Origin of the sequence: Streptomyces showdoensis, assembly GCF_039535475.1 — a bacterium.
In the GTDB taxonomy this organism is placed as follows: Bacteria; Actinomycetota; Actinomycetes; order Streptomycetales; family Streptomycetaceae; genus Streptomyces; species Streptomyces showdoensis.
In genome coordinates this window covers 2,231,616-2,257,701 of the sequence record NZ_BAAAXG010000026.1, presented here as the reverse complement: position 1 = coordinate 2,257,701, position 26,086 = coordinate 2,231,616, and the positions used below count along the sequence as shown (strand labels likewise).

At 73.0% G+C, this 26,086-nt stretch carries 21 protein-coding genes and 1 pseudogene; 10 read left to right on the top strand and 12 right to left on the bottom strand.

Annotation, left to right across the window (positions count from 1 at the left end; genetic code table 11):
* Window positions 1–49: 49 nt before the first annotated feature.
* The gene (locus tag ABD981_RS23325; RefSeq protein ID WP_240495157.1) at window positions 50–2,473 is read right to left on the bottom strand and encodes a D-alanyl-D-alanine carboxypeptidase family protein; all 2,424 of its coding nucleotides are present in this window, start codon (window positions 2,471–2,473) and stop codon (window positions 50–52) included.
* Between the two features lie 184 nt (window positions 2,474–2,657).
* Here ABD981_RS23325 and ABD981_RS23320 point away from each other — a divergent pair, with 184 nt between their 5' ends.
* The 3 genes from ABD981_RS23320 to ABD981_RS23310 all read left to right on the top strand — a co-directional run bounded on the left by ABD981_RS23320 (window position 2,658) and on the right by ABD981_RS23310 (window position 4,892).
* On the top strand, window positions 2,658–3,362 hold the full coding sequence (locus ABD981_RS23320) for a GOLPH3/VPS74 family protein (RefSeq protein WP_046906859.1): 705 nt from the start codon (window positions 2,658–2,660) through the stop codon (window positions 3,360–3,362).
* Between the two features lie 212 nt (window positions 3,363–3,574).
* Window positions 3,575–4,471, top strand: a complete 897-nt coding sequence (locus ABD981_RS23315) for a helix-turn-helix domain-containing protein (RefSeq protein ID WP_046906858.1) — start codon at window positions 3,575–3,577, stop codon at window positions 4,469–4,471.
* A 220-nt stretch (window positions 4,472–4,691) separates the two neighbouring features.
* Entirely contained in the window at window positions 4,692–4,892 is a 201-nt protein-coding gene (locus ABD981_RS23310) for a DUF397 domain-containing protein (RefSeq protein ID WP_046906857.1), read from the top strand.
* Between the two features lie 189 nt (window positions 4,893–5,081).
* Here ABD981_RS23310 and ABD981_RS23305 read toward each other — a convergent pair whose 3' ends face one another.
* Window positions 5,082–5,903, bottom strand: a complete 822-nt coding sequence (locus tag ABD981_RS23305; RefSeq protein ID WP_046906856.1) for a hypothetical protein — start codon at window positions 5,901–5,903, stop codon at window positions 5,082–5,084.
* Between the two features lie 82 nt (window positions 5,904–5,985).
* Between ABD981_RS23305 and ABD981_RS23300 the strand changes: the two genes are divergently transcribed.
* Together ABD981_RS23300 and ABD981_RS23295 are read left to right on the top strand one after the other, a co-directional pair.
* Window positions 5,986–6,780, top strand: coding sequence for an SDR family oxidoreductase (locus tag ABD981_RS23300; RefSeq protein WP_046906855.1), 795 nt, complete (start codon window positions 5,986–5,988; stop codon window positions 6,778–6,780).
* A gap of 182 nt (window positions 6,781–6,962) precedes the next feature.
* The gene (locus tag ABD981_RS23295) at window positions 6,963–8,510 is read left to right on the top strand and encodes a sodium:solute symporter family protein (protein ID WP_046906854.1); all 1,548 of its coding nucleotides are present in this window, start codon (window positions 6,963–6,965) and stop codon (window positions 8,508–8,510) included.
* Here the strand turns inward: ABD981_RS23295 and ABD981_RS23290 are convergent.
* Window positions 8,495–9,613 (bottom strand): ADP-ribosylglycohydrolase family protein, encoded by a 1,119-nt coding sequence (locus ABD981_RS23290; RefSeq protein ID WP_046906853.1) that lies wholly within the window; start codon window positions 9,611–9,613, stop codon window positions 8,495–8,497. The genes ABD981_RS23295 and ABD981_RS23290 overlap by 16 nt on opposite strands.
* A gap of 166 nt (window positions 9,614–9,779) precedes the next feature.
* Here ABD981_RS23290 and ABD981_RS23285 point away from each other — a divergent pair, with 166 nt between their 5' ends.
* Window positions 9,780–10,859 (top strand): tyrosine-protein phosphatase, encoded by a 1,080-nt coding sequence (locus ABD981_RS23285; protein ID WP_046906852.1) that lies wholly within the window; start codon window positions 9,780–9,782, stop codon window positions 10,857–10,859.
* Between the two features lie 25 nt (window positions 10,860–10,884).
* Here ABD981_RS23285 and ABD981_RS23280 read toward each other — a convergent pair whose 3' ends face one another.
* Together ABD981_RS23280 and ABD981_RS23275 are read right to left on the bottom strand one after the other, a co-directional pair.
* Window positions 10,885–13,476 (bottom strand): bifunctional FO biosynthesis protein CofGH, encoded by a 2,592-nt coding sequence (locus tag ABD981_RS23280; RefSeq protein ID WP_046906974.1) that lies wholly within the window; start codon window positions 13,474–13,476, stop codon window positions 10,885–10,887.
* A gap of 124 nt (window positions 13,477–13,600) precedes the next feature.
* Window positions 13,601–14,435 (bottom strand): annotated as a pseudogene (locus ABD981_RS23275) (TIGR03619 family F420-dependent LLM class oxidoreductase).
* Between the two features lie 151 nt (window positions 14,436–14,586).
* On the opposite strand from ABD981_RS23275, the gene ABD981_RS23270 reads away from it, so the two are divergent.
* A complete protein-coding gene (locus ABD981_RS23270; RefSeq protein WP_046906850.1) occupies window positions 14,587–16,047 on the top strand; it encodes a CehA/McbA family metallohydrolase in 1,461 nt (486 codons plus the stop codon).
* A gap of 79 nt (window positions 16,048–16,126) precedes the next feature.
* Here ABD981_RS23270 and ABD981_RS23265 read toward each other — a convergent pair whose 3' ends face one another.
* Both ABD981_RS23265 and ABD981_RS23260 read right to left on the bottom strand, forming a co-directional pair.
* The gene (locus tag ABD981_RS23265; protein WP_046906849.1) at window positions 16,127–16,762 is read right to left on the bottom strand and encodes a hypothetical protein; all 636 of its coding nucleotides are present in this window, start codon (window positions 16,760–16,762) and stop codon (window positions 16,127–16,129) included.
* A 103-nt stretch (window positions 16,763–16,865) separates the two neighbouring features.
* Window positions 16,866–17,399 (bottom strand): GNAT family N-acetyltransferase, encoded by a 534-nt coding sequence (locus ABD981_RS23260; protein ID WP_046906848.1) that lies wholly within the window; start codon window positions 17,397–17,399, stop codon window positions 16,866–16,868.
* Window positions 17,400–17,450: 51 nt separating this feature from the next.
* Between ABD981_RS23260 and ABD981_RS23255 the strand changes: the two genes are divergently transcribed.
* Window positions 17,451–18,218 (top strand): GNAT family N-acetyltransferase, encoded by a 768-nt coding sequence (locus tag ABD981_RS23255; protein WP_046906847.1) that lies wholly within the window; start codon window positions 17,451–17,453, stop codon window positions 18,216–18,218.
* A 123-nt stretch (window positions 18,219–18,341) separates the two neighbouring features.
* Window positions 18,342–18,809, top strand: coding sequence for a carboxymuconolactone decarboxylase family protein (locus ABD981_RS23250; protein WP_240495156.1), 468 nt, complete (start codon window positions 18,342–18,344; stop codon window positions 18,807–18,809).
* Here the strand turns inward: ABD981_RS23250 and ABD981_RS23245 are convergent.
* The gene (locus ABD981_RS23245; RefSeq protein ID WP_046906846.1) at window positions 18,775–19,278 is read right to left on the bottom strand and encodes a GNAT family N-acetyltransferase; all 504 of its coding nucleotides are present in this window, start codon (window positions 19,276–19,278) and stop codon (window positions 18,775–18,777) included. The genes ABD981_RS23250 and ABD981_RS23245 overlap by 35 nt on opposite strands.
* 119 nt (window positions 19,279–19,397) lie before the next feature.
* Between ABD981_RS23245 and ABD981_RS23240 the strand changes: the two genes are divergently transcribed.
* Window positions 19,398–19,616, top strand: coding sequence for a hypothetical protein (locus tag ABD981_RS23240; RefSeq protein WP_046906845.1), 219 nt, complete (start codon window positions 19,398–19,400; stop codon window positions 19,614–19,616).
* 85 nt (window positions 19,617–19,701) lie between these two features.
* Here the strand turns inward: ABD981_RS23240 and ABD981_RS23235 are convergent, their stop codons facing one another.
* From ABD981_RS23235 to ABD981_RS23220, 4 genes are all read right to left on the bottom strand, one after another.
* A complete protein-coding gene (locus ABD981_RS23235) occupies window positions 19,702–21,276 on the bottom strand; it encodes an APC family permease (protein WP_046906844.1) in 1,575 nt (524 codons plus the stop codon).
* A gap of 246 nt (window positions 21,277–21,522) precedes the next feature.
* Window positions 21,523–23,004 carry an aldehyde dehydrogenase family protein gene (locus tag ABD981_RS23230; protein ID WP_205628134.1) on the bottom strand — a complete coding sequence of 494 codons (1,482 nt, stop codon included), beginning with the start codon at window positions 23,002–23,004 and terminating at the stop codon, window positions 21,523–21,525.
* Entirely contained in the window at window positions 23,001–24,740 is a 1,740-nt protein-coding gene (locus ABD981_RS23225) for an N-acyl-D-amino-acid deacylase family protein (RefSeq protein WP_046906843.1), read from the bottom strand. The genes ABD981_RS23230 and ABD981_RS23225 overlap by 4 nt, the downstream gene beginning before the upstream one ends.
* A 163-nt stretch (window positions 24,741–24,903) precedes the next feature.
* The gene (locus ABD981_RS23220) at window positions 24,904–26,028 is read right to left on the bottom strand and encodes an LLM class flavin-dependent oxidoreductase (RefSeq protein WP_046906842.1); all 1,125 of its coding nucleotides are present in this window, start codon (window positions 26,026–26,028) and stop codon (window positions 24,904–24,906) included.
* Window positions 26,029–26,086 lie beyond the last annotated feature (58 nt).

Sequence of the window (26,086 nt, the reverse complement as noted above, 5' to 3'; positions counted from 1 at the left end):
CTAACAGCCGGGCGCCCGGGAGGCTCCCCGGGCACCCGGCCGAAGCGGGTCAGCCGATGCGGGTCAGCTTCTTGTCGAAGCCCGGCTCGACGAGGTCGTCCTGCAGCGCCACCGGGGCGCTGACCTTGCCGTTCCCCGTGCCGATCGACACCTGGCCGACCACGTCGCCGGTCTTCCCGGAGTGCGGGAGCGCCTTACCGCCGTCCGTGAGCTCCAGGTTCACCTTCAGCCCCGGCCAGCCGATCGCCCGCAGCTCCTTGGTCGCCACCACCGGCGTCCGGCCGCCGAGACCGTCGTCCACGTAGCCGACGACCTGCCCCTTCTTCACCACCGCCGCGGACGTGACGTCCTTCTGCGCCTGCTGGATCACCTTGAGGCTGTTCTTGATCGCCAGCTCCAGCTTCTTGTACAGCGCGTCGGCGTCCTTGGCCCCCATCACGATGCCGATGATGCGGTGCTTCTTGCCGTCGACGACCGTGTTCGCCGCCCACAGCAGGTTGCCGCCGGCCGGGGTCGACGAACCGGTCTTGATGCCGGTCACGCCCGGCTCCAGCAGGATCGTGTTGTTGTTCTCGATCCGGCCCGGGATGCCCTCGACGGTCAGGTTCGGCATGTCCACGATCTCGCGGAACACGTCGTACTGCATGACCGCCTTGCCGAGCTTCAGCTGGTCCAGCGGGGTCGACATGGTGCTCGACTGCAGACCGGACGGGTCCGTGTACGTCGAGCCGGTCATCCCGAGCTCCTTGGCCGCGGCGTTCATCTTCTCGACGAACGCGGCCTCCGAACCGGCGTCCCAGCGGGCCAGCAGCCGCGCCACGTTGTTGCCGGAGGGGATCATCAGCAGCTGCAGCAGCTGCTTCTGCGTGTACTTCTCCCCCTCCTTGATCGGGGCCGTCGACTCGTCCTTCGCCTTCGCCTGCTCACCGGCGGTCGCGTCGACCTCGATCTCCGGGCCCGACTCGTTCCCCTTGATGGGGTGGTCGCGGAGGATCACGTACGCCGTCATCGTCTTCGCGACGCTCGCGATCGGCGCCGGCTTCTGCGGGCCGTACGTGCCGAGCGAACCCACGCCCTCGACCTCGGCGGCGCCCTGGCCCTCGGACGGCCACGGCATCTGCAGCTCGCCGCCCTCGAAGGTGTACGTGGGCGCGGCCGAGAGGGTGAGCACCGGGGCCGGCAGCGGCCGCACGAACTGTACGACCGCAAACACGACGATCAGCAGCAGGACCAGCGGGGTCCAGATCTTCACCCGCCGGACGCCGGTCCGCAGCGGGGTCTCCGGCGGCGGCGGGGTGTTCGTCAGCTCCGCCAGGATCTCCAGCGGCGGGCGGGGCGGCAGCGGCTGCTGCCGGGTCCGCTCCGGCTCCGCGAGGGACGGCGGTACGGGAGCCCCGGCGGCGGGCGACGGGGTCGCCGCGGCCGAGTCGGGCGCCGTCGTCGGCTTCGGCTGCTCCTGGGTGATGTCGCCCTTGAGCGGGCGGAACATCGACTCGGGGAGCTTCAGAGCGGTCGTGGGCTGGTCGACGGGGGGCTTGGCCTCCGCCGGGGCCTTCGGGGCCTCGGTCGCCTTCGGCGCCTCGGGAGCCTTCGCAGCCCCGGTCGCCTTCGGGGCCTCGGTCGCCTTCGGGGCCTCGGTCGCCTTCGGGGCCTCCGGCTCGACCGGCGGCCTGACGGCCTTGAAGACGGCGGTCGGCTGGTCCACCGGCGACGCGGGGGCGGGAGCGGGCTCGTCGGCCGGCTCGTCGGCCGACCCGGCCTCCGGCTCCGGCTCCGACCCCGGCTCCGGCTCCGGCTTCGCCTCGGCCGCGGGCGCCGCGGGCTTCCGCGCGGCGAACCAGGACTCGCCCCCGGCGGCGGGCTTCCCCGCCTCGGGCTCCTCCGCCTTCGCGGGCTCCTCGGCCTTCGCGGCGGCCGGGGCCTCCGGCTCCGGGGCGTCACCCTCGGCGTCGCCCTCGGCGTCGCCCTCGGCGCCCTCGAGCTCCCCGGCGACCTCGGCCTCCGGCTCGCTCGCCGCGGCAGGCTCCTCGGCCTCACCGCCGGCCTCGGCCTCGGCCTCGGCCTCGGGCACGTCGTCGCCCGCCGCCTCGGCCTCGTCAGCCTCGTCCACCGGCTCGGCAGCCGCCTCCGCGCCGCCCTCGGCACGCTCGGCGCCCTCGGCGCCCTCCTCGGCGTCCGTCGCGACCCACGCCGCCACGGCGGCCCTCAGCCGGTCGCCCTCCTGGGGACCCTCCGCGGCCGCGTCCCCGGCGCCCCCGGCCCCGTCCTCCGCAACGTCCTCCGCCGCCCCGGCGGTCACCGCGTCCTCCGGTGCCGTCCGCGGGGCCAGCGCCTTGAAGACCGCCGTCGGCTCGTCCACGCGGTCCTGAAGCACGGACAGACGCGGGTCCTTGCCGTCGCCGCCGGCCGCGCTCTCCCGCTGCTCCGCCCTGTCCGGGGACTCGCCCGCCACCGTGCCTCCTCCATGGGTCATACGAAAAGCGTCCGGAACTCGTCCGGACGTCCGAACCATCTACCAGTGTCCTGTGTGGACCGCTTGGCTCCCGTGCTAGACGAGAACGACATACCTGCCGGTTCCCGTACGAACCACCCAGGCACTCTCGACAGATGAATGTGAGAGGGGTCACCCTGTCATTCATCCACGCGGGGAGGCATGGATGGGCAGGAGCCGCAGAACAATTCCGGAGGAGCTTCTGCTGCTCGCTCTGGACCCGGCCACGGGTACCACAGCGCAGCCGCAGTCGCTCGACCTCGGCCTGGCCGGAGCACAGCTAGTGGAGCTGGCTCTGGCAGGACGGATAGCCCCTGACGGGGATCGTATCGCCGTGGTGATGCCACGGCCGACCGGAGATCCGACTCTGGACTCCGCACTGGAACTGCTGCGCAGACGCGGCAGTCCGGTCCGGGCCGTCCACTGGATCGGCGGGCCCCGACTGGGGCTGCGTCAGATCTATCTCGCGCACCTGGAGCGCTGCGGCATGGTCCATGCCGTAGAGGGCCAGATGTGCGGGGTGCTGCCGACGACTCGCTACCAGGCGACGGACACGGCGATCAGCCGGGACATCAGGTCCCGGCTGGACAGTGCGATCCGCACCGGCGTACCGCCGGACCCGCGGACCGCGGCGCTCGCCGCGCTGGCCCACGCGGTCGGACTCGGCAAGCACCTGTACCCGGGCAACGAAGGACGGTCGTCGCGGTCCCGGCTGCGCGACCTGATCCGGCACGACCCCATGGGCGGACTCGTGGCGCACGCCGTGATGGACGTCCAGAACGGCGTGGCCGCACAGCCGCGCCGCAACGCGGCGGCGAGCGGGGTTCCGCAGCAGCCGCGCCGGGGCAGCATGGCCCGCGCCGCCATGTGACCCCGGGCGTGCGGTCGGCGTGCGCACCCGCGCGTGACCCACGCCCCGTGATCCACACCGGGAGCCGCATACGCGTGCGGGACGGCCGTCGTGACGGCCGTCCCGCACGCGCACGTCTGATGATTTCCCAGCGCACGGCACACCTTTGGTGGCAGTCTGCCAAGCAGTAGATACTCACAGCTACGCAGCCGACAGCCGGAGGTGCAGTTTCCGTGGCGTCCAGTGTCAACCCCACCGTCAGGCGACGCCGATTGGGCCAGGAGCTGCGCCGGCTCCGGGAAGCGAAGAACATGACGGCCGAGCAGGTCGCCGAGCGTCTCCTCGTCTCCCAGTCGAAGATCAGCCGTCTCGAGAACGGCCGCCGGTCGATCAGCCAGCGCGATGTCCGCGACCTGTGCGGGGTCTACGAGGTCGAGGACGAGCGGGTGGTCGACTCGCTCATGCAGATGGCCAAGGATTCCCGCCAGCAGGGCTGGTGGCACGCCTTCGGCGACATCCCGTACAGCGTCTACATCGGTCTGGAGACCGACGCGGAGAGCCTGCGGGTGTACGAGCCGCAGATCATCCCGGGGCTGCTCCAGACGCACGGCTACGCCGAGGCGGTCATCAGCGGGGCGCTGCCGGAGTCGACGCCCGCCGACATCGACAAGCGGGTCACGGTCCGCACCCGCCGCCAGGACCGCATCAAGGGCGACGAGCGTCCGCTGCGGCTGTGGGCGGTCATCGACGAGGGCGCGCTGCGCCGGGTGGTCGGCAGCAGGCAGCTGATGGTGGAACAGCTGGAGCACCTCATCGAGCAGTCGCTGCTTCCCCACGTGACGGTGCAGGTGCTGCCGTTCGACATGGGCGCGCACCCGGGCATCAGCGGGCACTACGCGATCCTGGAGTTCCCCGACACCTCCGATTCCAGCGTGGTCTACATCGAGGGCGTGACGAGCGACCTGTACCTGGAGAAGGCGCAGGACGTCGCGAAGTACAGCGTGATGTACGAGCACCTGCGGGCCCAGGCGCTGAACGCGGAGCAGACCCGGGAGTTCGTCACCCGGATCGCGAAGGAGTACCGGGAGTACGCGGACGGCGCCGCCGGAGGCGCCGGGAGCCAGGGCTGAGGGCCCGGCCACCGGCGGAAAGGGAAGGCAGAGGCGTGAAGAGGAAGGAAGGGGACCGGTACGGTACACCCCCGACTCACCTCAACGGAAGCGCAGTTGGAATATGCCATCCGGTCGGGTGAACGCCGGTCCCACCGGACGGGTCCGGGCGAGTAGCGTCGATCACGCCAAGCCAAGAACAACGTTGGCGTGACACCTACTGAAACCGGAGTTGAGAAACATGGGCATCATTCAGGGCGGCACGGACACCTGGACCAAGTCTTCGTATTCCGGCGGCAACGGGGCCTGCGTCGAGGTGAAGTCCCCCGTCGTGAGCGCGATCGCGGTCCGTGACTCCAAGGCCCCCGAGGGCCCTTCCCTCTCCTTCGGACCGGGTACCTGGAACGCGTTCGTGGGCGAGGTGAGCGCCGGGGCCCTGTGACCCCGCGCGCACACCGTCCACCGCAGGAGAAGAGCCCTCTCGCCCGGTCCGCCGTCCTGGTCGAGGGGGCTCGGCCTTTCCCGGGCCCGAGGAGCACGACCCCGCCCGAACCCCGCCCCCGCCCGGACCCCGCCCGACCGCGGCCCCGGCCCCGGCCCCGCCCGGCCCCGGCCCCGCCCGGCCCCGGCGCTAGCGCAGTTCGTCCACGTACCGGTCCGTCCCCGGCACCGTCGGGACGAAGGGGGCCACCAGCTCGACCCCCGCGCCCCACTCCGCCGCCGCCAGGTCCGCGAAGTGCTCGGACCAGCAGTCGCTCGGGTCCCGCTCCAGGAACCACAGCAGGGTCAGCCGGGTGTCGACGCCCTCGACCTGCTTCACATAGGTCATCCGGTCGCCGGGCAGCGGGGTGGGCCGGAAGAGCGTCACCATCGCGGCGGGCGAGCCCGCGAGCCGGCGCGGCAGTTCGCGCGAGCGCAGCCGCTCCACGAGGGCGTCCCGCGCCTGAGGACCCTCGGCGTCCACGACCTGGAGGACGAGCCCGGCATAGGGGTGGTCGAGGGCGTGGAAGTCCCGGGGTCCGGCCGCCCCGTCCCGGTAGACCGTCGCCTCGTGGTCCTGGAACGAGGTGAAGACGTGGGTGCGGTCGTGGTAGACCCGCGCGTCCCGGTTGAGGCGCTTGTTGATGCCGACGGTCCACTTCATGTGCTCGTCGTAGCGGCCGTCGGTGATCCAGTACGTGGAGAGGTAGCAGCCCGCGGTGACGGGCTGGGCGACCGCGGACTTCTCGGGGCCGCGCAGCTCCTGGAGCGCGCGGGTGGCGACCCAGCGGCGGCCGGCGAACATCCAGGGCATGGCCATGGCGCCGGCGTAGTAGTGGTCGTCCTCGTACCAGCGGTTGTAGGCGTACTCGTGGCCCGGGTGCGGTTCGACCATCGTGATCAGCGCGTGGCCGGGGTGCACGCCGTACGGGCCGACCGACGCCAGTTCCGCGTAGGTCTCGATGTCGCTCATCGTCCTGCCCCTTCCCTGCTCGGTTCCGTGCACCTACTCTGACGGGCCGTCAGATCAATGAACAGGCCCAGGGAGGTTCCGGATGCCGTTCCAAGGACTGCTCCAGGGAAAGACCGTCGTCGTGTCGGGGGTCGGCGCCGGGCTCGGCCACCGGATCGCCGAGACGGTGGTGCGGGACGGGGGCCGGGCGGTGCTCGGCGCCCGCACGGAGGCCAATCTCGCCAAGTCGGCCGCCGAGATCGACCCCGGGGGCGACAGCACCGCCTACCGGGTCACCGACATCACCGACGAGGCCCAGTGCGAGGCGCTCGCCGCGCTCGCGGTGGAGCGCTTCGGCGGGATCGACGCCGTGGTCCACGTGGCCGCCTGGGACTCGTACTTCGGCGGCCTGGAGGACGCCGACTTCGCGACCTGGCAGGGGGTCCTGGACGTGAACCTGCTGGGCACGCTGCGGATGACCCGGGCCTGCCTGCCGGCCCTGAAGGAGCGGGGCGGCTCGGTGGTGCTGATCGGCACCCAGTCGGCGGTGGCCGCGCCCTCGCAGGTGTGGCAGGCGGCGTACGCGGCGTCCAAGGGGGCGCTGACCTCCGCGATGTACTCGATGGCGCGCGAGCTCGGGCCGCACCGGATCCGGGTCAACACCGTGCTGCCGGGCTGGATGTGGGGGCCACCGGTCCAGGCGTACGTGCAGTTCACCGCGCACACCGAGCAGGTGCCGGAGGCCGAGGTGCTCGGACGGCTCACGGAGCGGATGGCGCTCCCGGAGCTGGCGACGGACGGGGACGTGGCGGAGGCGGCGGCCTTCCTCGCCTCGGACCGGGCGCGGGCCATCACCGGACAGTCGCTGCTCGTCAACGCCGGGGAGCTGATGCGCTGAGCCCTCACGCACCCCCTCGGGGACGCCTCGCGAACCCCGACAAATTCATATCCATGAACAAGGGTCAGTAAAGCGAACGAATTTACTGCCCCTTGACCCTCCTTTGCCTTGTCCCTGCCTTGTGACTCCCCACACGATGAACGGCGTTCACAAGGCGGACCGGACCCTCTGGAGGGGACGCAATGGACAGTCTCGACTGGGCCGTGCTCATCGGCTACTTCGGCGTCATGGTCGCCATCGGTGTCTGGTCCCACAAGCGCGTGGCCGACGTCTCCGACTTCTTCACCGCCGGCGGCCGGATGCCCTGGTGGCTCTCCGGCATCTCCCACCACATGTCCGGATACAGCGCCGTGATGTTCACCGGCTACGCCGGCATCGCCTACACCTACGGCGTCACCTCCTACGTCACCTGGTCCTTCCCCATCGCCCTCGGCATCGCCGTCGGCGCCCAGCTCTTCGCGCCCCGCCTCAACCGGCTCCGCTCCCGCCTGCACGTCGCCTCGCCCCTGGAGTACCTGAAGACCCGCTACGACCTGCCCACCCAGCAGGCCCTCGCCTGGTCCGGCGTGCTGCTCAAGATCGTGGACGTGGGCGCCAAGTGGGCCGCCATCGCCACCCTGCTCTCCGTCTTCACCGGGATCTCCCTGAACCAGGGCATCCTCGTCACCGGGGTCGTCACCGGCGTCTACTGCACGGTCGGCGGGCTGTGGGCGGACGCGCTCACCGAACTCGGCCAGTTCGTCATCCAGTTGCTCGCCGGCGTGGCCATGCTCGTCGCCGTCCTCGGCCGGCTGGGCGGCGTCGAGGCGCTGTGGACCGTGTGGGACCGGCCCGAGCTCCAGGGGCACACGGCGCCGACGGCCGGCCCGTACACGCTGACCTTCCTCCTCGCGTACCTCTTCATCAAGACCTTCGAGTACAGCGGCGGCATGTGGAACCAGGCCCAGCGCTACATGGCCACCCCGTCCGCCCGCGAGGCCACCCGCTCGGGGCGGCTCTCCGCCCTGCTCTGGTTCGTCTGGCCGCTCGTGCTCTTCTTCCCCATGTGGTGCGCGCCGCTGCTCGTGCGGCCGAAGAGGGCGGACGCCTCCGACGCGTACGCCCTGATGACCGAACAGCTGCTGCCGCACGGGCTGCTGGGGCTCGTCGTGGTCGGCTTCTTCTCGCACACGATGGCCATGTGCTCCTCGGACGCCAACGCCATCGCGGCCGTCTTCACCCGGGACATCGCCCCCGCCCTCAGCCGGGCCGCCCGGTCCTGGACGCAGCGGGCCGGGCTGCTCGCCGCCCGGCTGACGACGGTCGCCTTCCTCGGCCTGTCGATGGCGGTCGCCACCCAGGTGAACTCCCCCGCGTTCAAGGACATCATCACCGTCGTGATCGCGTGGGTGGCCGGGCTGATGGGGCCGATCGCGATCCCGTTCATGCTCGGGCTGCTGAAGACCTTCCGCCGCTCCGGGCCGACGGCCGCGCTCGTCTCCTGGGCGGCCGGGCTCTTCGCCTTCTGGCTGACCGCCTACGGGCTGGACGGCGTCGAGCTGCAGATCCGGATCGTCGCCCCGCTCGCCACCTCGCTCGTGCTGTACGTCCTCCTCGGGTACGTGAAGCCCGAGGCGACGCCCGAGCGCGACGCGCTCCTCGACCGGATCGGCGGCGACGGCCACGGCGACGGCGCGGCGGCCGTCCCCGGGCAGGCGTCGGGCGAGCGGAGCGGTCAGCCCCTCGGGTAGCGGGCCAGCCAGCCGGGCGCCGACTCGGCGGGGCCGTGCAGGGCGGCGCCCTGGGTCATCTCCATCGCGAAGTCGTCCGCGAGCTCCAGGACCGTCGCACGGCCCTCCAGACCGGCGAGCCAGGCCGGCGGGAGGGCCGTCTCCCCGTGCAGGGCGCCGAGCAGCGCACCGGTCAGGGCGCCGGTCGCGGCGGACGGGCCGTCGTGGTTGACCGCGAGCCGCAGCCCGTGCCGGACGTCCTCGCCGACCAGGGCGCAGTACACGGCCGCCGCCAGCTGCCCCTCCGCCCGGTCCTCGGCCGCCCCGAGCCCCGCCACCCGGTCCGCGTCCGGCGTCCCCTGGCGTACGGCGGCCAGCGCGGCCTCCAGGGCCCCGGTCACCGGCTCGTGGCCGGGACGCGGGGCGAGCTGCTCCAGCGCGGTGCGGACGGCGCCGTCCACGCTGTCGCCGCGGGCCAGACCGTGCACGACGACCGCGAGGGCGCCGGCCGCCAGGTACCCGGCGGGGTCGCCGTGGGACTGCGCCGCGCACTCGACCGCGAGCTGGCAGACCAGTTGCGGCTCCCAGCCGACGAGCAGCCCGAAGGGCGCCGAGCGGACCAGGGCGCCGGAGTCGGCGGCCCCGGGGTTCTTGGGCTTGTCCAGGGTGCCGAGGACCTCGTCGCCGAAGCCGGTCAGGCAGGCCCTCGCCGGGTCCCGGCGGGCGTACAGCCACTCCTCGCGGGCCAGCCAGCCCAGGTCGGCGCGCCGCTCGTCGGGGCCCCAGTCGCGCTGGGTCGCCGCCCAGCGCAGGTGCGCCCGGTGGACGTCGGTGGGCGGGTGCCAGGCGCCGGTGTCGCGGCGGACCTGGGCGCGGATCAGGCCGTCCACGGTGAACAGGGCCATCTGCGTGGCGGCCGTGACGGCGCCGTACCGGCCGTGGGCGGGGACCGGCTCGGTGAGGCCCTGGGGGCCGTGGGCCTCGCGGAGGGCGGCGAGCGTCCGCCCGGCCGCCCCGGCCCCGAGCGCGTCGCCGACGGCGCCGCCGAGCAGGCAGCCGCGGACGCGGGCACGGAAGTCCTGCTGTTCGGCACGGCCCCACACGGCCGCGGCTGTGGTCGTCACGTCGTGCCTCCCCCGGTCGGCAGCATCTGGTCCAGCACTGTAATAGACCGGATGCGCTCGTTCGGGGCTCGGAACGTTTTGTGATCCGACGCCTGACAGTCCATTTTCGGTAGCGTTTCGACCGCAGTTCACCGGATGTTCGCACCTGGCCAGAACCATCCGCGCCATGAGCCCTGTGACACGAGTCAAGACCTCCGCCGCCGCGCTGGCCGCCGCCGCGCTCCTGGCGGGTCTCGGCGCCCCGACCGCCTCCGCGCACACCCGCCCCGAGCACGGGCGCGCGGAGCACTCCCGTACCGCCGTCCCCTTCACCGCCGCGACCGTCACCGAGAACCCCGGCGGCACCTTCACCGTCCGCTGGGACGCCCCCGGCACCCGCTCCGTCGCCGTCCGCACCGACGGCCGCACGGTCGCCCGGGGCGGCTCCTCCGGCAGCGTCACCGTGACCGGGCTCCCCTCCGCCGACCGCCGCTGGTTCGACCTGGTCCCCGAGCGGGGCGGCTCGCTGCGCCTCGCCGACCGGCTGATCCGCCTCCAAGGCGCGGTCAACTTCCGCGACGCGGGCGGCTACCGCACCCGGGACGGCCACTGGGTGAAGATGGGCGAGGTCTACCGCTCCGACGCCCTCGACAAGGCCACCGACGCCGACCTCGCCAAGCTGGGGCGCCTCGGCATCCGCACCGTCTTCGACCTGCGCATGGAGTCCGAGCGGACCACCGCCCCCGACCGCGTCCCGGCCGGCGCGCGCTACCGCGTCGCCGACGTCCTCGCGGGCACCGGCACCTTCACCACCCTGCCCAGGACCCCCGCCGAGGCCGAGGCCATGATGGTCACCGGCAACCGCTTCATGGTGAGCGGCGACACGGCGAAGGCCGCGTACGGCACCGTCTTCGACACCCTCGGCGAGGGCGGCGTCCTCTTCCACTGCACCGCGGGGAAGGACCGCACCGGCTGGGCCGACGCGGCCCTCCTCACCGCCCTCGGCGTCCCCGAGGAGACGGTCATGGCCGACTACCTCGCCAGCAACACCTACCGGGCCGCCGCCAACGAGGCCGTCCTGTCCCACCTCCCGCCGCAGCAGGCCGCCGTCTACAAGCCGCTGCTCGACGTCCGGCCCGCGTACCTCGACGCGAGCCTGGACGAGGTGGACCGGGAGTTCGGCTCCTTCCGGGCGTACCTGCGCGAGGGTCTCGGCGTCGACCACCGGGAGCTCAAGGAGCTGAAGCGCGAGCTCCTGGTGGGCTGATCCGGCCCGGTCCGGAGGACAGGGCCTACTCCTGGACGAGCGGCAGCAGCTCCGGCAGGTGCCCGTCGGAGGCGCGGGCGGTCCGCTGCCGCTCCTCGGGCACCTCGCCGTACAGCGTCGTCCGCGGCTTCGCCGGGCGGCCGGCGCTCTCGGCGATGGCCTCCAGATCGCGGATCGAGCGGTACGAGCCGTAACTCGACCCCGCCATACGGGAGATGGTCTCCTCCATCAGGGTGCCGCCGAGGTCGTTGGCGCCCGAGCGCAGCATCTCGGCGGCGCCCTCCGTGCCCAGCTTCACCCAGCTGGTCTGGATGTTGGGGATGTGCGGGTGCAGCAGCAGCCGGGCCATCGCGATGACCGCCCGGTTGTCGCGGACCGTCGGGCCGGGGCGGGCGATGCCCGCGAGGTAGACCGGCGCGTTGGTGTGGATGAACGGCAGCGTCACGAACTCCGTGAAACCGCCCGTCTCCTGCTGGATGCGGGACAGCGTGCGGAAGTGCCCCAGCCAGTGCCGCGGCTGGTCGACGTGCCCGTACATCATCGTGGACGAGGAGCGGATGCCCAGCTCGTGCGCGGTGGTGACCACCTCGATCCAGGTGGCCGTCGGCAGCTTGCCCTTGGTGAGCACCCAGCGGACCTCGTCGTCGAGGATCTCGGCGGCGGTGCCGGGGATCGAGTCGAGCCCCGCCTCCTTCGCCGCCGTCAGCCACTCGCGGATCGAGAGCCCGGTGCGGGAGGCGCCGTTGACGACCTCCATCGGGGAGAAGGCGTGGACGTGCATGCCCGGGACGCGCTCCTTCACCGCCCGCGCGATGTCGAAGTAGGCGGTGCCGGGCAGGTCCGGGTGGATGCCGCCCTGCATGCACACCTCGACCGCGCCGACCTCCCAGGCCTGCTGGGCGCGGTCGGCGACCTGGTCGAGGGAGAGGGTGTACGCGTCGGCGTCCGTGCGGCGCTGGGCGAAGGCGCAGAAACGGCAGCCGGTGTAGCAGACGTTGGTGAAGTTGATGTTCCGCGTGACGACGTACGTGACGTCGTCGCCGACCGCCGCGCGCCGCACGTCGTCGGCGATCCGGGTCAGCGCGTCGAGGGCGGGCCCGTCGGCGTGCAGCAGGGCCAGCGCCTGGGCGTCGGTGAGCCGGGTCGGGTCGTCGGCCGCGACGGCGAGGGCCTCGCGCACGTCGGTGTCGATCCGCTGCGGGACCATGCCGGGCGCGGCGGCCTCGCGCAGCGCCTCCCAGTCCCCGTACACCTCGTCGAAGTCCTCGCGGCGGTCGCCGGTGCGGCCCTCGGTGTCGATGGTGCGGTGCAGATCGGTGCGGCCCGCGGCGCTGAACGCCTCGTCGGGCTCCTGCCAGGGCAGCCCGCGCACGGGGGCGTCCGGGTTCGCGAGCCCGGTCTCCGGGTCGGCCAGCGCCCGCACGTGCGGCAGCAGCCGCGGGTCCAGCCAGGGCTCGCCGCGCCGCACGAACTCGGGGTACACGCAGAGCCGTTCGCGCAGCTCGAAGCCGGCCGCGCGGGACCGCTCCGCCAGCTCCTCGATCTGCGGCCAGGGACGCTCGGGGTTGACGTGGTCGATGGTGAGCGGGGACACCCCGCCCCAGTCGTCGACGCCGGCCGCGAGGAGCCGCTCGTACTCGGCGTCCACGAGGTTCGGCGGCGCCTGGAGGCAGGCGCTCGGGCCCATGATGAGCCGGGCCACGGCCACCGTGGCGACCAGCTCGTCGAGCTCGGCGTCGGGCATGCCGCGCATCGCCGTGTCCGGCTTGGCGCGGAAGTTCTGGATGATCAGCTCCTGGACGCCGTGGTAGGCGCGGGCGACCCGGCGCAGCGCGAACAGCGACTCGGCCCGCTCCTCGTACGTCTCGCCGATCCCGAGCAGCAGCCCCGAGGTGAAGGGGACGGAGGACCGCCCGGCGTCCTCCAGCACCCGGAGCCGCACGGCGGGCTCCTTGTCGGGCGAGCCGTGGTGCGGGCCGCCCGGCTCGCTCCACAGCCGCTCGGCCGTGGTCTCCAGCATCATCCCCATGCTGGGGGCGACGGGCTTGAGCCGCTGGAAGTCCGTCCAGGACATCACCCCCGGGTTGAGGTGCGGCAGCAGCCCGGTCTCCTCCAGGATCCGGATCGCCATGGCCCGTACGTACGCGATGGTGTCGTCGTAGCCGTGCGCGTCCAGCCACTCCCGGGCCTCGGGCCAGCGCTCCTCCGGCTTGTCCCCGAGCGTGATCAGCGCTTCCTTGCAGCCGAGCGCCGCACCGCGGCGGGCGATGTCCAGCACCTCGTCGGGCGTCATGAACATCCCGTGGCCGTCCCGGCGCAGCTTGCCGGGGACGGTCGCGAAGGTGCAGTAGTGGCACTTGTCGCGGCACAGCCGGGTCAGCGGTATGAACACGCTCTTCGAGTACGTGACGACCCCGGCCCGCCCGGCCGCCTCGAGACCGGCGTCCCGCACCCGCCCGGCCGAGCCGACCAGCTCGGCCAGATCCGCCCCGCGCGCCTGCAGCAGCACCGCGGCCTCGGAGACGTCGAGCGCGACTCCGTCCCTGGCCCGCCTGAGGGCGCGGCGCATCGCGTTCTCGGTGGGTCCTGCGGGGCGTCGTGCCTGGTGATCCGTCATGGAGCGAGCATACGAGCGCACGGCCGAGGTGAGTATGCGCACTCATCCGCCGGCGCTCGGGCCGCTCCTGCGCCGCTCGCCGTCACCGTCGTCTCGCGCCGCTGCACCACGGGGTCCTGACGCGTCACAGGTACGCGGCGAACGCGTCCAGTGCCCGCAGCACCTCGCCCTCCTCCCCGGGCGGGAGCTGCACGACGACCTCCTCGCAGCCGAGCTCCGCGTAGTGGGCCAGCTTGCCGGGGTCGGGGAGGATCGCGAAGGGGACGACCTGGAGGGCCTTCGGGTCGCGGCCGGCCCGCTCCCACGCCTCGCGGAGGACCGGGAGGGTCCGGGTGAGGCCGCGGCCGCCGATCGGCATCCAGCCGTCGGCGTAGTCGGCGATGTGCGCGAAGAGCTTCGGGCCCGCCGCGCCGCCGACCAGGGTGCGGGGGGGCGCCGCCCGCGGGTTTCGGCCAGGCGTGCGAGGCGCGCACGGAGAGGCCGGAGTGCTCGCCGGCGTACGCGGTGGGTTCGGGGGCCCACAGGGCGCGCATCAGGTGCATCGCCTCGCGGGTGTGCTCGCGGCGGGCGGCCCAGGTGACGCCGTGGTCGTCGGCCTCCTCGCGGTTCCAGCCGAAGCCCACGCCGAGGGTGAAGCGCCCGCCGGAGAGGTGGTCGAGGGTGGCGACGCGCTTGGCGAGGGAGATCGGGTCGTGCTCGCCGACCAGGGTGACGCCGGTGCCGAGCAGCAGGTGCTCGGTGACGGCCGCGGCCTGGCCGAGCGCGACGAAGGGATCGAGGACCCGGGTGTACTCGGGCGGCAGCGGGCCGCCGTTCGGATAGGGCGTGGTGCGCTCGGCGGGGATGTGGGTGTGCTCGGGCAGGTAGAGCCCGGCGAAGCCGCGCTGTTCGAGCTCGCGGGCGAGCCGCACGGGGGTGATGGTCTCGTCGGTCAGGAAGATCGTGGTCGAGATCCGCATGACGGCACGGTAGGGGGTGCCGGGTGGAATTCCGAGGGGTGCGCGGCGCTTCCCTGCCGGGTGGCGCGGGAGCGGGGCCCGCGAGCCGGGGTCCGGCGGAGACCACTTCGCGTTGTTCCCCCGTTCACGGGACGGGAGGACAGTCGGGGGCATGACGGAGACGACCAGACGCGCGCTCCTCGCGACGGGCGCGGCGACCGCGCTCACCTTGGGGACCGTGAGCTTCGCCCGGGCCGACGGCGGTGACCTCACCCGTACGGTGAGCGGCAGCCTCCCGCCGGGCTCCCCCGACTACGTGTACCTGCCGCTGGAGCTGCCGCGCGGGGTGCGCGAGCTGCACGTGGCGTACTCCTACGACCGGCCGGCCGTGCCCGCCGGCACCCAGGGCAACGCCCTCGACATCGGGCTGTTCGACCAGCGCGGCACCGCGCTCGGCGGCCGGGGCTTCCGCGGCTGGTCCGGCGGGGCACGCAAGGAGTTCTTCGTGCGGGCCGACGACGCCACGCCGGGCTACGTCGCGGGGCCGCTGCGGCCCGGCACCTGGTCCGTGGTCCTCGCGCCGTACACGGTGGCCCCGCAGGGCCTCGCGTACACGGTCACCGTGACCCTGCGGACGGGCGAGAGCGCCCCGGCGGTCCCCGCCGCGTATCCGCCGGAGCGGGCCCGCGGGCGGGGCCGGGCCTGGTACCGGGGCGACTGCCATCTGCACACCGTGTACTCGGACGGGCGCCGCACCCCGGCCGAGGTCGCCGCGCTGGCCCGGGCGGCGGGGCTCGACTTCCTGACCACGACCGAGCACAACACCCATGCCGGGCACGGGGCGTGGGCCGGGCTCGCCGGGGACGACCTGCTGGTCCTGCTCGGCGAGGAGGTCACCACGCGCAACGGGCACGTCCTCGCCCTCGGCACCGATCCCGGCACCTTCGTCGACTGGCGCTACCGAGCGAGGGAGAACCGTTTCGCGCACTTCGCCCGCGAGATCCGCCGGGCCGGCGGGCTGGTGGTCCCCGCGCACCCGCAGGCCACCTGCATCGGCTGCGCCTGGAAGTTCGGCTTCGGCGACGCGGACGCGGTGGAGGTGTGGAACGGCCCCTACACCCCGGACGACGAGGTCGCCCTGGCCGGCTGGGACGCGGCGCTGGCGCGCGGGCGCTGGACCCCGGCGATGGGCAACAGCGACGCCCACCGCGACCCCGACCGGGTGGGCACCCCGCAGACGGTGGTCCTCGCGGAGGAGCTGAGCCGGGCGGCGGTGCTGGACGGGCTGCGGGCGGGGCGGAGCTACGTCGCCGAGTCCTCGGCGGTGTCCCTGGAGTTCACCGTCACGGACGGCCGCGGGCGCTCCGCCGGGATCGGCGAGCGGCTGGCCGTCCCCGCCGACGAGCCGGTCACCGCCCGGCTGCGCGTCACCGGCGCCCCGCCCGGCGGTTCGCTCCGCCTGGTCACGGACCAGGGCGTGCTGCACACGGCGCAGGGCACGGACGCCGCCGAGTGGACGACGACCGCCGCCTACGCCACGTACGTCCGCGCGGAGGTGCGCCACCCGGCGACGGCCCCGCCGCTGCCGGGGGCGCTGGCCGCGTTCACCAATCCGGTGTTCCTGGGGGCCTGATCCGAAGCACGCGGCCTCGGTCGTCTCCGGAAAGCAGCGCCGTCTGCCCGCGAGCCGGGCGGGACTTTCCGGACACGGCCTAGCGGCCGGAGACGGGGTGCCGGGCGGCGAGGGCGCCGTAGCCGCCGCGCTCCCACACCCGCTCGCGGAAGCGCTGGAGGGTGAGGGGGGCGCGGTCCTCGCCGGGTACGTCGAGGAAGTGGACGGTGCCGCAGCGGTGGCAGTACCAGCCCTGCGACCACAGTTCCTCGGCCTGGTGGCGGCCCGCGGTCCGGCGGGCGTGGACGGCCCCGCGGTACAGCAGCAGGACGACCACGAGGACGACGACGGCCAGCGCGAGGGCGGCGGTCCAGCCCAGGAAGGCCAGGTCGGGGCCGGTGTCCTGGGCGAGGTCGTCGGGTGCCCCGACGTACCCGCCGTCGGGGAAGCCCGCCTCCTCGGCCGTCCCGGCGAGCTTCCGTCCCAGGAAGGCGCCGAGGCCCAGGAGCCCGGCGAGCAGCCCGAGGCCGGCCAGTCCCCGGGACGGCTTCGGGGGCACGGGCGCGAGCGCGTCGGCGAGGGCGGTGGTGGAGGTCCGGGTGACCGTGCGCAGGTCGCCGTCCGCGTCACGCTCGCGGCTGGTGACGGCGTTGCGGCCCGCGAGGTACACGGCGGGCACCGCCTGCACCAGGTCGTCGCGCCCGCAGCCCGGGCAGGTGTGCCGGTCCTCGTTCATGCTTCCCCCTCGTCCCCGTCGCGGGCCCCCGTGCCCCTCCGGCACAGGGTGACGGGTCCCTGTCACCCCCGGGTCGCCGCCGCGTCACCGTTCCGTACCGCCGTCAGGCGCGGTACTCCGTGAGGTCGATCGCGTGGATCCGCAGCGCGTGCCCGAACTCGGGGTGCACGGTCTCGCGCTCCAGGGTCATGCCCAGCTTGCGCATCACGTTCTCCGAGGCGGTGTTGCCGGCCCGGGCGATGCTGATCACGCGGTCGAGGCCGCGGTCCTGCAGGGCGAACTCCAGGGCGGCGTGCGCGGCCTCCGAGGCGTAGCCCTGGCCCCAGAACTGCCGCCCGAGCCGCCAGCCGATCTCCACGTCGGGCAGCACCTCCGGCAGGAACTCCGGCACCGACAGGCCCGTGAAGCCGATCAGCTCGCCGGAGCCGAGCAGTTCGACGGCGAAGAGCCCGAAGCCCTCCTCGTCCCACTCGTCCTCCCACCGCTCGATGTTCTCGGCCGTCGTCTCCAGGTCGCGCACGGAGCCGTCGCCGATCCATTGCATGACCTCGGGGTCGCCGTTGATCTCGGCCATCGGGACGAGGTCGTCGTCGGTCCAGCGGCGCAGCAGCAGTCGGGGGGTGAGGATCTCGGTCATGGCTCCATCATCCCGCGCCCCGGACGGCCCCGGCACGGTCATGCTGTGACCATGCTGAATCGTCTGGAGAACTATTACGACGCCGCGCCCCGGTCCGCCGCCCGGGCCGAGGAGTTCGGTCCGCTGACCCTCTTCGTACGGGAGGGGGCGGGCTGGCCGTACTACGCGCGGCCGGCGCTCGGCCACGACGGCGAGGTGCCCGTGGCGGCCGTGGAGAAGGTCCGGGCCCGGCAGCGGGAGCTGGGGGCGCCCGAGGCCTTCGAGTGGGTGGCGGAGACGACGCCGGGGCTGCGGGCGGCGGTGGAGGCGAGCGGGCTCGTGGTGCACGAGCACCCGCTGATGGTGCTCGACGCGGAGGCCGAGGCGCTGCCCGCGCTGCCGGAGGGCTTCACGGTGCGCCTGGTCGACGGCGCCGACCCGGGCCTGGAGAGCGCCGTGGCCGCCCCGTACGCCGCCTTCGGCGCCGAGCCCACGCCCGCCGCCGCCGCGCAGGTCGCGGCCAGGATCGGGGCGGGCCTGACCCGTCTCGCGGCCGCCTTCGACGCCTCCGGCACCGCCCTCGCGGCCGGGCAGCACCAGCCGGTCGGCGCGGTCTCGGAGGTCGTCGGGGTCGGCACCCGCCCGGAGGCCAGGCGCCGGGGGCTCGGTCTGGCCGTCACGGCGGCGCTGGTCGCGGACGCGCGGGCGGCGGGGGTGGAGACGGTGTTCCTGACCGCCACCGACGACACGGTGGCCCGCCTGTACGCCCGGCTCGGCTTCCGGACGGTCGCCACGGCGCTCATCGCGGAGCCGGCGGAGGAGAACGCCCCGGAGGCGTGAGCCGGCCCGCCTCTCCCCCGGCGGAAAAAACCTCCTCGGAGCTGTCACATCGGCGTCGCGCGATCCGTCAGTGCTGTGAAGGCAACGGAAGACGCGACAGCGACAGACACCGAGGAGCGCACCATGCAGCACGAGATCAAGCCCCGGATGGCCAACCCCGCCTCCGTGCTCTCCGACGCCGGCCCGGCGATCATGAGCCTGCTGAAGGCCACCCGCCAGGGCGGCGTCCCGGAGTCCACCCTGGAGCTCGTGCACCTGCGGGCCAGCCAGATCAACAACTGCGGGTTCTGCGTGGACTACGGGGCCAGGAGCGCCCGGAAGAACGGGGTCTCCGACGAGAAGCTGTTCTCGGTCGCCGCCTGGCGCGAGGCCCCGTACTTCTCCGACGAGGAGCGCGCCGCACTGGCCCTGGCCGAGGCGGCGACGCGGCTCGCCGACAGCTCGGACGCCGTGCCGGACGCGGTCTGGGACGCCGCGGCCGACCACTACGACGAGCAGCAGCTCGCCGCGATCGTCCTGATGGTGGGCGTCACCAACCTCTTCAACCGGATCAACGTCACGACCCGGCAGCCGGCCGGCGCGGCGTTCTGAGCGCCGGCTGCCGCACCATCCGCACGTCGACCGGGTCCTCCGACTCGACCGTGAAGCCCGCCCGCTCGTAGAGCCGGCGGGCCGCACTGCCCTGGACCACGGTCAGCCGCACCGGGACCGCCTCGGCGTCCGCCCGGTCCAGGAGCGCCGCCAGCAGCGCCGTCCCGAGGCCCCGCCCCTGGGCCTCGGGGGCGAGGTAGAAGTGGGACAGGCTGTGGCCGGGGCCGTGCGCGTACGGGGCGAAGGCCACGCAGCCCGCGAAGGCGCCGTCGACCTCGACGATCGAGGTGTGCTCGGGCCGGAACTCGTCCCGCAGCCGCTGCCGCACCCGGTGCTCGTCGTAGCGGCCCAGGCGTTCCAGGTCGTCCCGCATCACGACGGCCTTCAGCTCGGCGACGGGCTCCACGTCCGCCGCCCGCGCCGGGCGCAGCTGCCAGGGGCCCGTGCCCCGCTCGGTATGCGCATGCACGCCCGCATCCTAGGGAGGGCCCGGTGTCCGGGGTCCGCGTGCCCCTCCCGTCGGCGGGCGGCGGGCGGCGGGCGGCGGGCGGCCGTAACCGGATCACGGCCCTCCGCGTTGGAGCGGGCATGAAGAAGATGCTCACCGCAGTCGCCCTCACCGGTCTCGCCGTGGCGGGCGGCCTCAGCGCCGCCGCCGGGACCGCCGCCGCCGACACCGGCGGCGCCAACCTGCCCTCCGTCGTCCCGCTCAGCGGGGTCCTGATGCCGAAGGGCAAGGGCGCCGCCCCGGAGGGGATGCCCGGCGCCAACCAGCTGGTGTCGGGGCTGCTGCCCGGCCAGCACTGACCCCGCGCGGGGACGACGAAGGTGGCGGGACCCCCCACGGGCCCGCCACCTCGTCGTTTCCGTCAGCCGACGGGCGCGGAGTCCATCAGTCCGCGACCACCAGCGACGGGGTCTCCTTGGTGAGCACCTCGCCGCGGAAGAACGCGGGGCTGCGGCGCTGCATCACCAGCATGATCACCACGCCGAGCAGCAGCAGCCCGACGCCGATGACGAAGACGGAGCCGACGCCGAAGACCGCGGAGCCGGAGCCGTAGGCCGGGTCCCACATGTCGTACAGCGTCTTGCCGAACACGGCGGTCAGCATCAGGCCGCCGAGGGCCGGCATGAGGCCCTTGAAGGCGAAGCCGCGCACGGAGCGGAACAGCTCGCCGCGGAAGTACCAGACGCAGGCGAAGGCCGTCAGGGCGTAGTAGAAGCAGATCATCAGGCCGAGCGCGTAGATCGTGTCGACCAGGACGTGCTCGCTGACCAGGGTCATCACGGTGTAGAAGACGCCGGTGGCGACACCGGCCACGATGGTCGCCTTGCCGGGGGTCTTGAAGACCGGGTGGACTTTGGTGAAGGACTTCGGCAGGGCCTCGTAGGTGGACATGGCCAGCACCGTGCGGGCGACCGGGATGAAGGTCGTCTGGAGGCTGGCGGCGGCCGAGGCGAGCACCGCGACGAAGAGCAGGATGCCGAGGGCGGGGCCCATGACGGGGCCGGCCAGGGCGGCGAAGACGTTGTCGGAGGTCTCCGGGTTGGCGAGGCCGAGGCCCTGGCCGCCGGAGCCGACGGCCATCTGGGCGGCGATGCCGGTGGCCAGGTAGGAGCCGACCAGGACGACCATCGCGATGAGCGCGGCGCGGCCGGGGGTCTTCGCGCTGCCGGTGGTCTCCTCGTTGGTCGCCATGCAGGCGTCCCAGCCCCAGTACATGAAGATCGACAGGGAGAGTCCGGCGGTGAACGCGGCGAAGGACTGCACCGCGAAGGGGTTCATCCAGGACCAGGAGAAGTCGACCGAGGTCTCGAAGGAGCCGGCCTTCGACAGCGCCATCGCCACGAACAGGCCGAGGACGACGAGCTGGAGGCCGACCAGGGTGTACTGCAGGCCCTTGGTGGCGGTCATGCCGCGGTAGCTGATCGCGGTGGCGGTGGCGATCAGGGCGAGGCAGGTGACGATGTGGACGGCCTTGTTGTCGTCCAGGGCGGCGATCGAGGGCTTGCCCGTGATCTCCCCGGCGAGCAGCCAGAAGTAGGAGGTCGCGACGCCCGCCAGGTTGGACAGGACGATGATCGTCGCGATGACCAGGCCCCAGCCGCACATCCAGCCGACCTTGGGGCCGAAGGCCTTCACCGTCCAGGTGAAGGAGGTGCCGCAGTCGGGCATGACCTTGTTGAGCTCGCGGTACGCGAACGCGACGAGGAGCATCGGCAGGAAGCCCGCGAGGAAGACGGCGGGCATCTGGAGGCCGACCTCGCCGGCGGTGGAGCCGAGCGTCGAGGTGAGGCAGTAGACCGGGGCGACGGTGGAGATGCCGATGACGGCGCTGCCCATCAGGCCCACGGAGTTCCCGCCGAGGCCCTTGGTGCGCACGCCCTGGGTGTCGGCGGTGCCGCCTGAGGTCGCGGCGCCCCTTACCGTGTCTCCGGCCTGGGGCCGCACATCCACCTGAGTCATGAACAGGACGTTAAATGCTGCGGTTTCCACATCCGGAAGATCTAAGTCCGCTCATCTGATCGATCATCGCCTTGCATTGCGAGGTCGAAAGCGGACAGCCGCCAATGATTGAAAGATCGACGACCGCGCCGGACCGACCAAGCGGTAGGTCCGGCGTGGAGTGTCCGATATGCGGGAACCGCAGCACTGTCCCGAATGTCCGTTTCCAAAATTTCCCGAGGAATTTTCCGAAGGCCTCGTCCCGGCTCAGCCCGGCCAGACCACCGCCTGCGTCTCGCTGTACGCGTGCAGCGCGTAGGAGCCCACGTCCCGGCCGACCCCGCTCTTCTTGAAGCCGCCGAACGGCGCCTCCATGTTCCGGCCGATGGTGTTCACCCCGACCCCGCCGGCCCGCAGCCGCGCCGCGACCCGGAAGGCGCGGGCCACGTCCCCGGACCACACGTAGTCGATCAGCCCGTAGTCGCTGTCGTTCGCGAGGGCGATGCCCTCCTCCTCGTCGTCGAAGGGGACCACCACGACCACCGGGCCGAAGATCTCCTCCCGGACCACCCGCATCTCGTTGGTGCAGTCCGCCAGGAGCGTCGGCGCCACGTAGAAGCCGCGGTCGAGACCGGGGCCTGCCGGGCGCTCGCCGCCCGCCACCACCGTGGCCCCCTCCTTGCGGCCCAGCTCCACGTAGGACTCGATCCGGTCCCGGTGGGCCGCCGAGATCACCGGGCCGACCACCGTGCCCCGCTCCGCCGGGTCGCCCACCTTCATGAAGCCGAGGTAACCGGTCAGCTCCTCGACCAGCCGGTCGTGGATCCCGCGCTGGGCCAGCACCCGGGTCGGCGCGGTGCAGATCTGCCCGCTGTAGAAGGAGAAGGTCGTGCCGATCCCCATCACCGCGGAGTTCAGGTCGGCGTCGTCGAAGACCAGCGCCGCGCCCTTGCCGCCCAGCTCCATCAGCTGCCGCTTCAGACCCCGGCCGCACACCTCGCCGATCGCCTGGCCGACGGCGGTGGAGCCGGTGAAGGAGACCATGTCGATCTCCGGGGAGTCCACGGCGGCCTCGCCCACGGCCGGCGCGGAGCCCGTGACGAGGTTGACCACCCCGGCCGGGACGCCCGCCTCCTCCAGGGCGCGGACCATCGCGAACACCGACAGCGGGTCCTGCGGGGCGGGCTTCACCACGACCGTGTTGCCCATGGCGAGTGCCGGGGCGATCTTGCCGGCCGGGTTGGCCCAGGGGTTGTTGTACGAGGTGATGCAGGTGACCACGCCCACCGGGCGCCGCACCGCCACCGCCCCGAACACCCCCGCCTTCCCCATCGGGCCGGCCTCGTTGATCTGCGGCGGGAGCGCCTGCTCGACCGGCTCCAGGGCGCCGCGCGCGTACCGCCGGAAGCGGGAGGAGCCGACGGCGACCTGCATCCCGCGGGCGGTCGCGGTGGTCGCGCCCGTCTCCGCACGGGCCAGCAGGGTGTTCGCCTCGGCGTCGCGGGCCATCAGGTCGGCGGCCCGGTCAAGGATCGCGGCCCGCTCCTCCGGCTTCGTCCGCGACCAGCTCGCGAAGGCCGCGCGGGCCGCCTCGGCCGCCTCGTACACCTGGGCCCGGGAGGCCTCCGGCGCGAGGCCGACGAGTTCCTCGGAGGCGGGGTCGATCACCTCGTAGTGGCCGCCGTCGGGCTCGACCCACTCTCCCCCTATATAGAGGCGTTCCCTGATCTCGCGGGGACCTTCGGTCATCGCGTGCTCACCGTCCTCGTGTCGCGGCCCGAGCGCAGCACCCGGCCCGGGATGGCACCCGTCACCTCGTCGTCGCGCACCGTCTCGACCCCGTTGACCCGCACCGACACGATCCCGACCGCGCGCGAGTCCAGGCGCGGGCTGTCGCCGGGCAGGTCGTGGACCAGGGTCGCCGGGCCCGCGTCGATCCGCTCGGGGTCGAAGAGCACCAGGTCGGCGTGGTAGCCCTCGGCGATCCGGCCGCGCTCGCGCAGCCCGAAGAGCCGGGCCGGGTCGTCGCTGAGCATCTTCACCGCCTGCTCCAGCGGGACCAGCTTCCGGCCGCGCAGGCAGTCGCCGAGGAAGCGGGTCGTGTACGGCGCCCCGCACATCCGGTCCAGGTGGGCGCCCGCGTCGGAGCCGCCGAGCAGGACGTCCTCGTGCTGCCAGGTCTCGCGGCGCAGCGCCCAGGAGGCCGGGTCGTTGTCGGTGGGCATCGGCCACAGGACGGTGCGCAGCTCGTCGTTGGCGCAGATCTCCACCAGGCACTGGAAGGCGTCCTGGCCGCGCTCGGCGGCGACGTCCTTGACGACCCGGCCGGTCAGGCCCTCGTTCTCGGGGCTGTACGTGTCGCCGATGACGTACCGGCCGAAGTGCGCCAGGCGCCGGAAGACGCCGGCCTCCTTGGAGTCGGCGCGCCGCAGCATCTCGGCCCGTACGGCGGGGTCGCGGAGCTTCGCGATCCGCTCGGGCACCGGCAGGCCGAGGACCTCGCCCCAGCCGGGGATGAGGTTGAGGGCGCAGAAGGTGCCGAGCGACATGTTCATGGGGGTCAGGATCGGCATGGTGAGGGCGACGATCCGGCCGCCGGACTTGCGGGCGCGCTCGGAGGCGAGCAGCTGGCGCGGGACCCGCTCGGGGACGGTGGCGTCGATGGTGAGGACGTTCCAGTTGAGCGGGCGGCCGGCGGCGGCGGTCATCTCGACGAAGAGCTCGATCTCGGCGTCGGAGAACTGGTCGAGGCAGCCCGCGAGGATCGCCTCGATCTGGGTGCCCTCGTGCTCGCCGACCGCCGTGGAGAGGGCGATGAGCTCGGCGGGCAGGGCGTGCCGGGAGGCGACCGGGGCGCCGTCGCCGTCGGAGTGGGTGGCCGACTGGGTGGTGGACAGGCCCCAGGCGCCGGCCTCCATGGCGTCCTTGAGGAGCGCGACCATCCGGGCCAGCTGCTCCTCGGTGGGCTGGCCGCCGACCGCGTCCGCCCCCATCACGTACCGGCGCAGGGCGCAGTGGCCGACCATGAAGCCGGCGTTGACGGCGATCCGCCCGTCGAGGGCGTCGAGGTACTCGGCGAAGGAGGACCAGCTCCAGTCGACGCCGTCCTCCAGGGCCTTGAGGGCCATCCCCTCGACCTTCGACATCATCCGGCGCGTGTAGTCGGCGTCCTCGGGACGGTCCGGGTGGAGCGGGGCGAGGGTGAAGCCGCAGTTGCCGCCGGCGACGGTGGTGACGCCGTGGTTCATGGAGGGGGTGGCGAAGGGGTCCCAGAAGAGCTGGGCGTCGTAGTGGGTGTGCGGGTCGACGAAGCCGGGGGCGAGGACGAGTCCGGTGGCGTCCTCGGTGGTCCGGGCGGCCTCGGCGACGGTGCCGGGCTCGGCGACGACGGCGATCCGTCCGTCGCGCAGGCCGACGTCGGCGGTGAGGGCGGGGGCGCCGGTGCCGTCCACGACGGTGGCGCCCTTGATGAGGTGGTCGAGCATGAGCCGTCCTTTCTGCGCGGGTCTGCGCGGATCCCGCGCGGGAACACGGGCGCGCCCCGGTCGGGGGCCGCGCAGCCGGCCGCGGCTGCGGGTGCCTCCGGCCGGGGCCGGTACGGGGCGGCGGTCCGGGAAGACGCCGCCCCGCGCGGAGGGGACCGTCCGGTTACTCGCCCGCGCCCTGGCGGAAGCGGGTGGTGCGGTGGACCGGGTCCGTGTCGATCTCGGGGATGACGTGCTCGCCGATGAGCTTGATGGAGTTCATCGTGTCCTCGTAGGAGATCCCGATCGGCAGGCCGAAGGAGAGCTGGTCGGCGCCGGCCTGCTCCCAGCGCCTGCACTGGGCCAGGACCTCGCTCGGGTCGCCGCAGATCATCAGCTCCTCGGCGATGAGGAGTTCGATGATCTCGGCCGAGTACTCGGGGAGCAGCTCGGGCCACTCGGGGATGCCCTCGGGGCGGGGGAAGGTGTCGTGGTAGCGGAAGAGCAGCGACTGGAGGTAGTTGAGGCCGCCGCCGACGGCGATCTCGACGGCCTTGTCGTGGGTCTCGGCGCAGATGGCCGTGGAGGTCACCATGACGTTGTCGTTGACGAAGTCGCCGACCGCCTTGGCCTCCTTGATCGCGTTCTTGTAGGACTCGACGACCCACTCCATGTCGGAGACCTTCTGGACGCTGAAGCCGAGGACGCCCAGCCCCTTCCGGCCCGCCATGGCGTACGAGGCGGGGGAGCCGGCCGCGTACCACATGGCCGGGTGGGACTTGCCGTACGGCTTGGGCAGGATCTTGCGGGGCGGGAGCGACCAGTGCTTGCCCTGGAACCCCTCGTACTCCTCCTGGAGCCACATCTTGGGGAACTCGGCGATGGTCTCTTCCCAGATCTCCTTGGTGTGGTTCATGTCCGTGATGCCCGGGAAGAAGCCGAGGATCTCGTGGGAGCCGGCGCCGCGGCCGGAGCCGAACTCGAAGCGGCCGCCGGAGAGGTGGTCGAGCATGGCGACCTTCTCGGCGACCTTCACCGGGTGGTTCACCTGGGCGAGCGGGTTGAAGATGCCGGAGCCGAGGTGGATGCGCTCGGTGGCGTGGGCGAGGTAGCCGAGGTAGACGTCGTTGGCGGAGAGGTGGGAGTACTCCTCCAGGAAGTGGTGCTCGGAGGCCCAGGCGTACTTGAACCCGGACTTGTCCGCCTGGATGACGTACTCGGTCTCCTCCATGAGGGCCTTGTGCTCGGCTTCGGGATCGGTCTCGGCCCGCTTGCCGACGTATCCCTGTACGAAGATCCCGAATTCCACGGAAGTTCACCGTCCTCGTGAGTTTCTGACGAATCGTCAGATCAGCGATGTGCCCGAC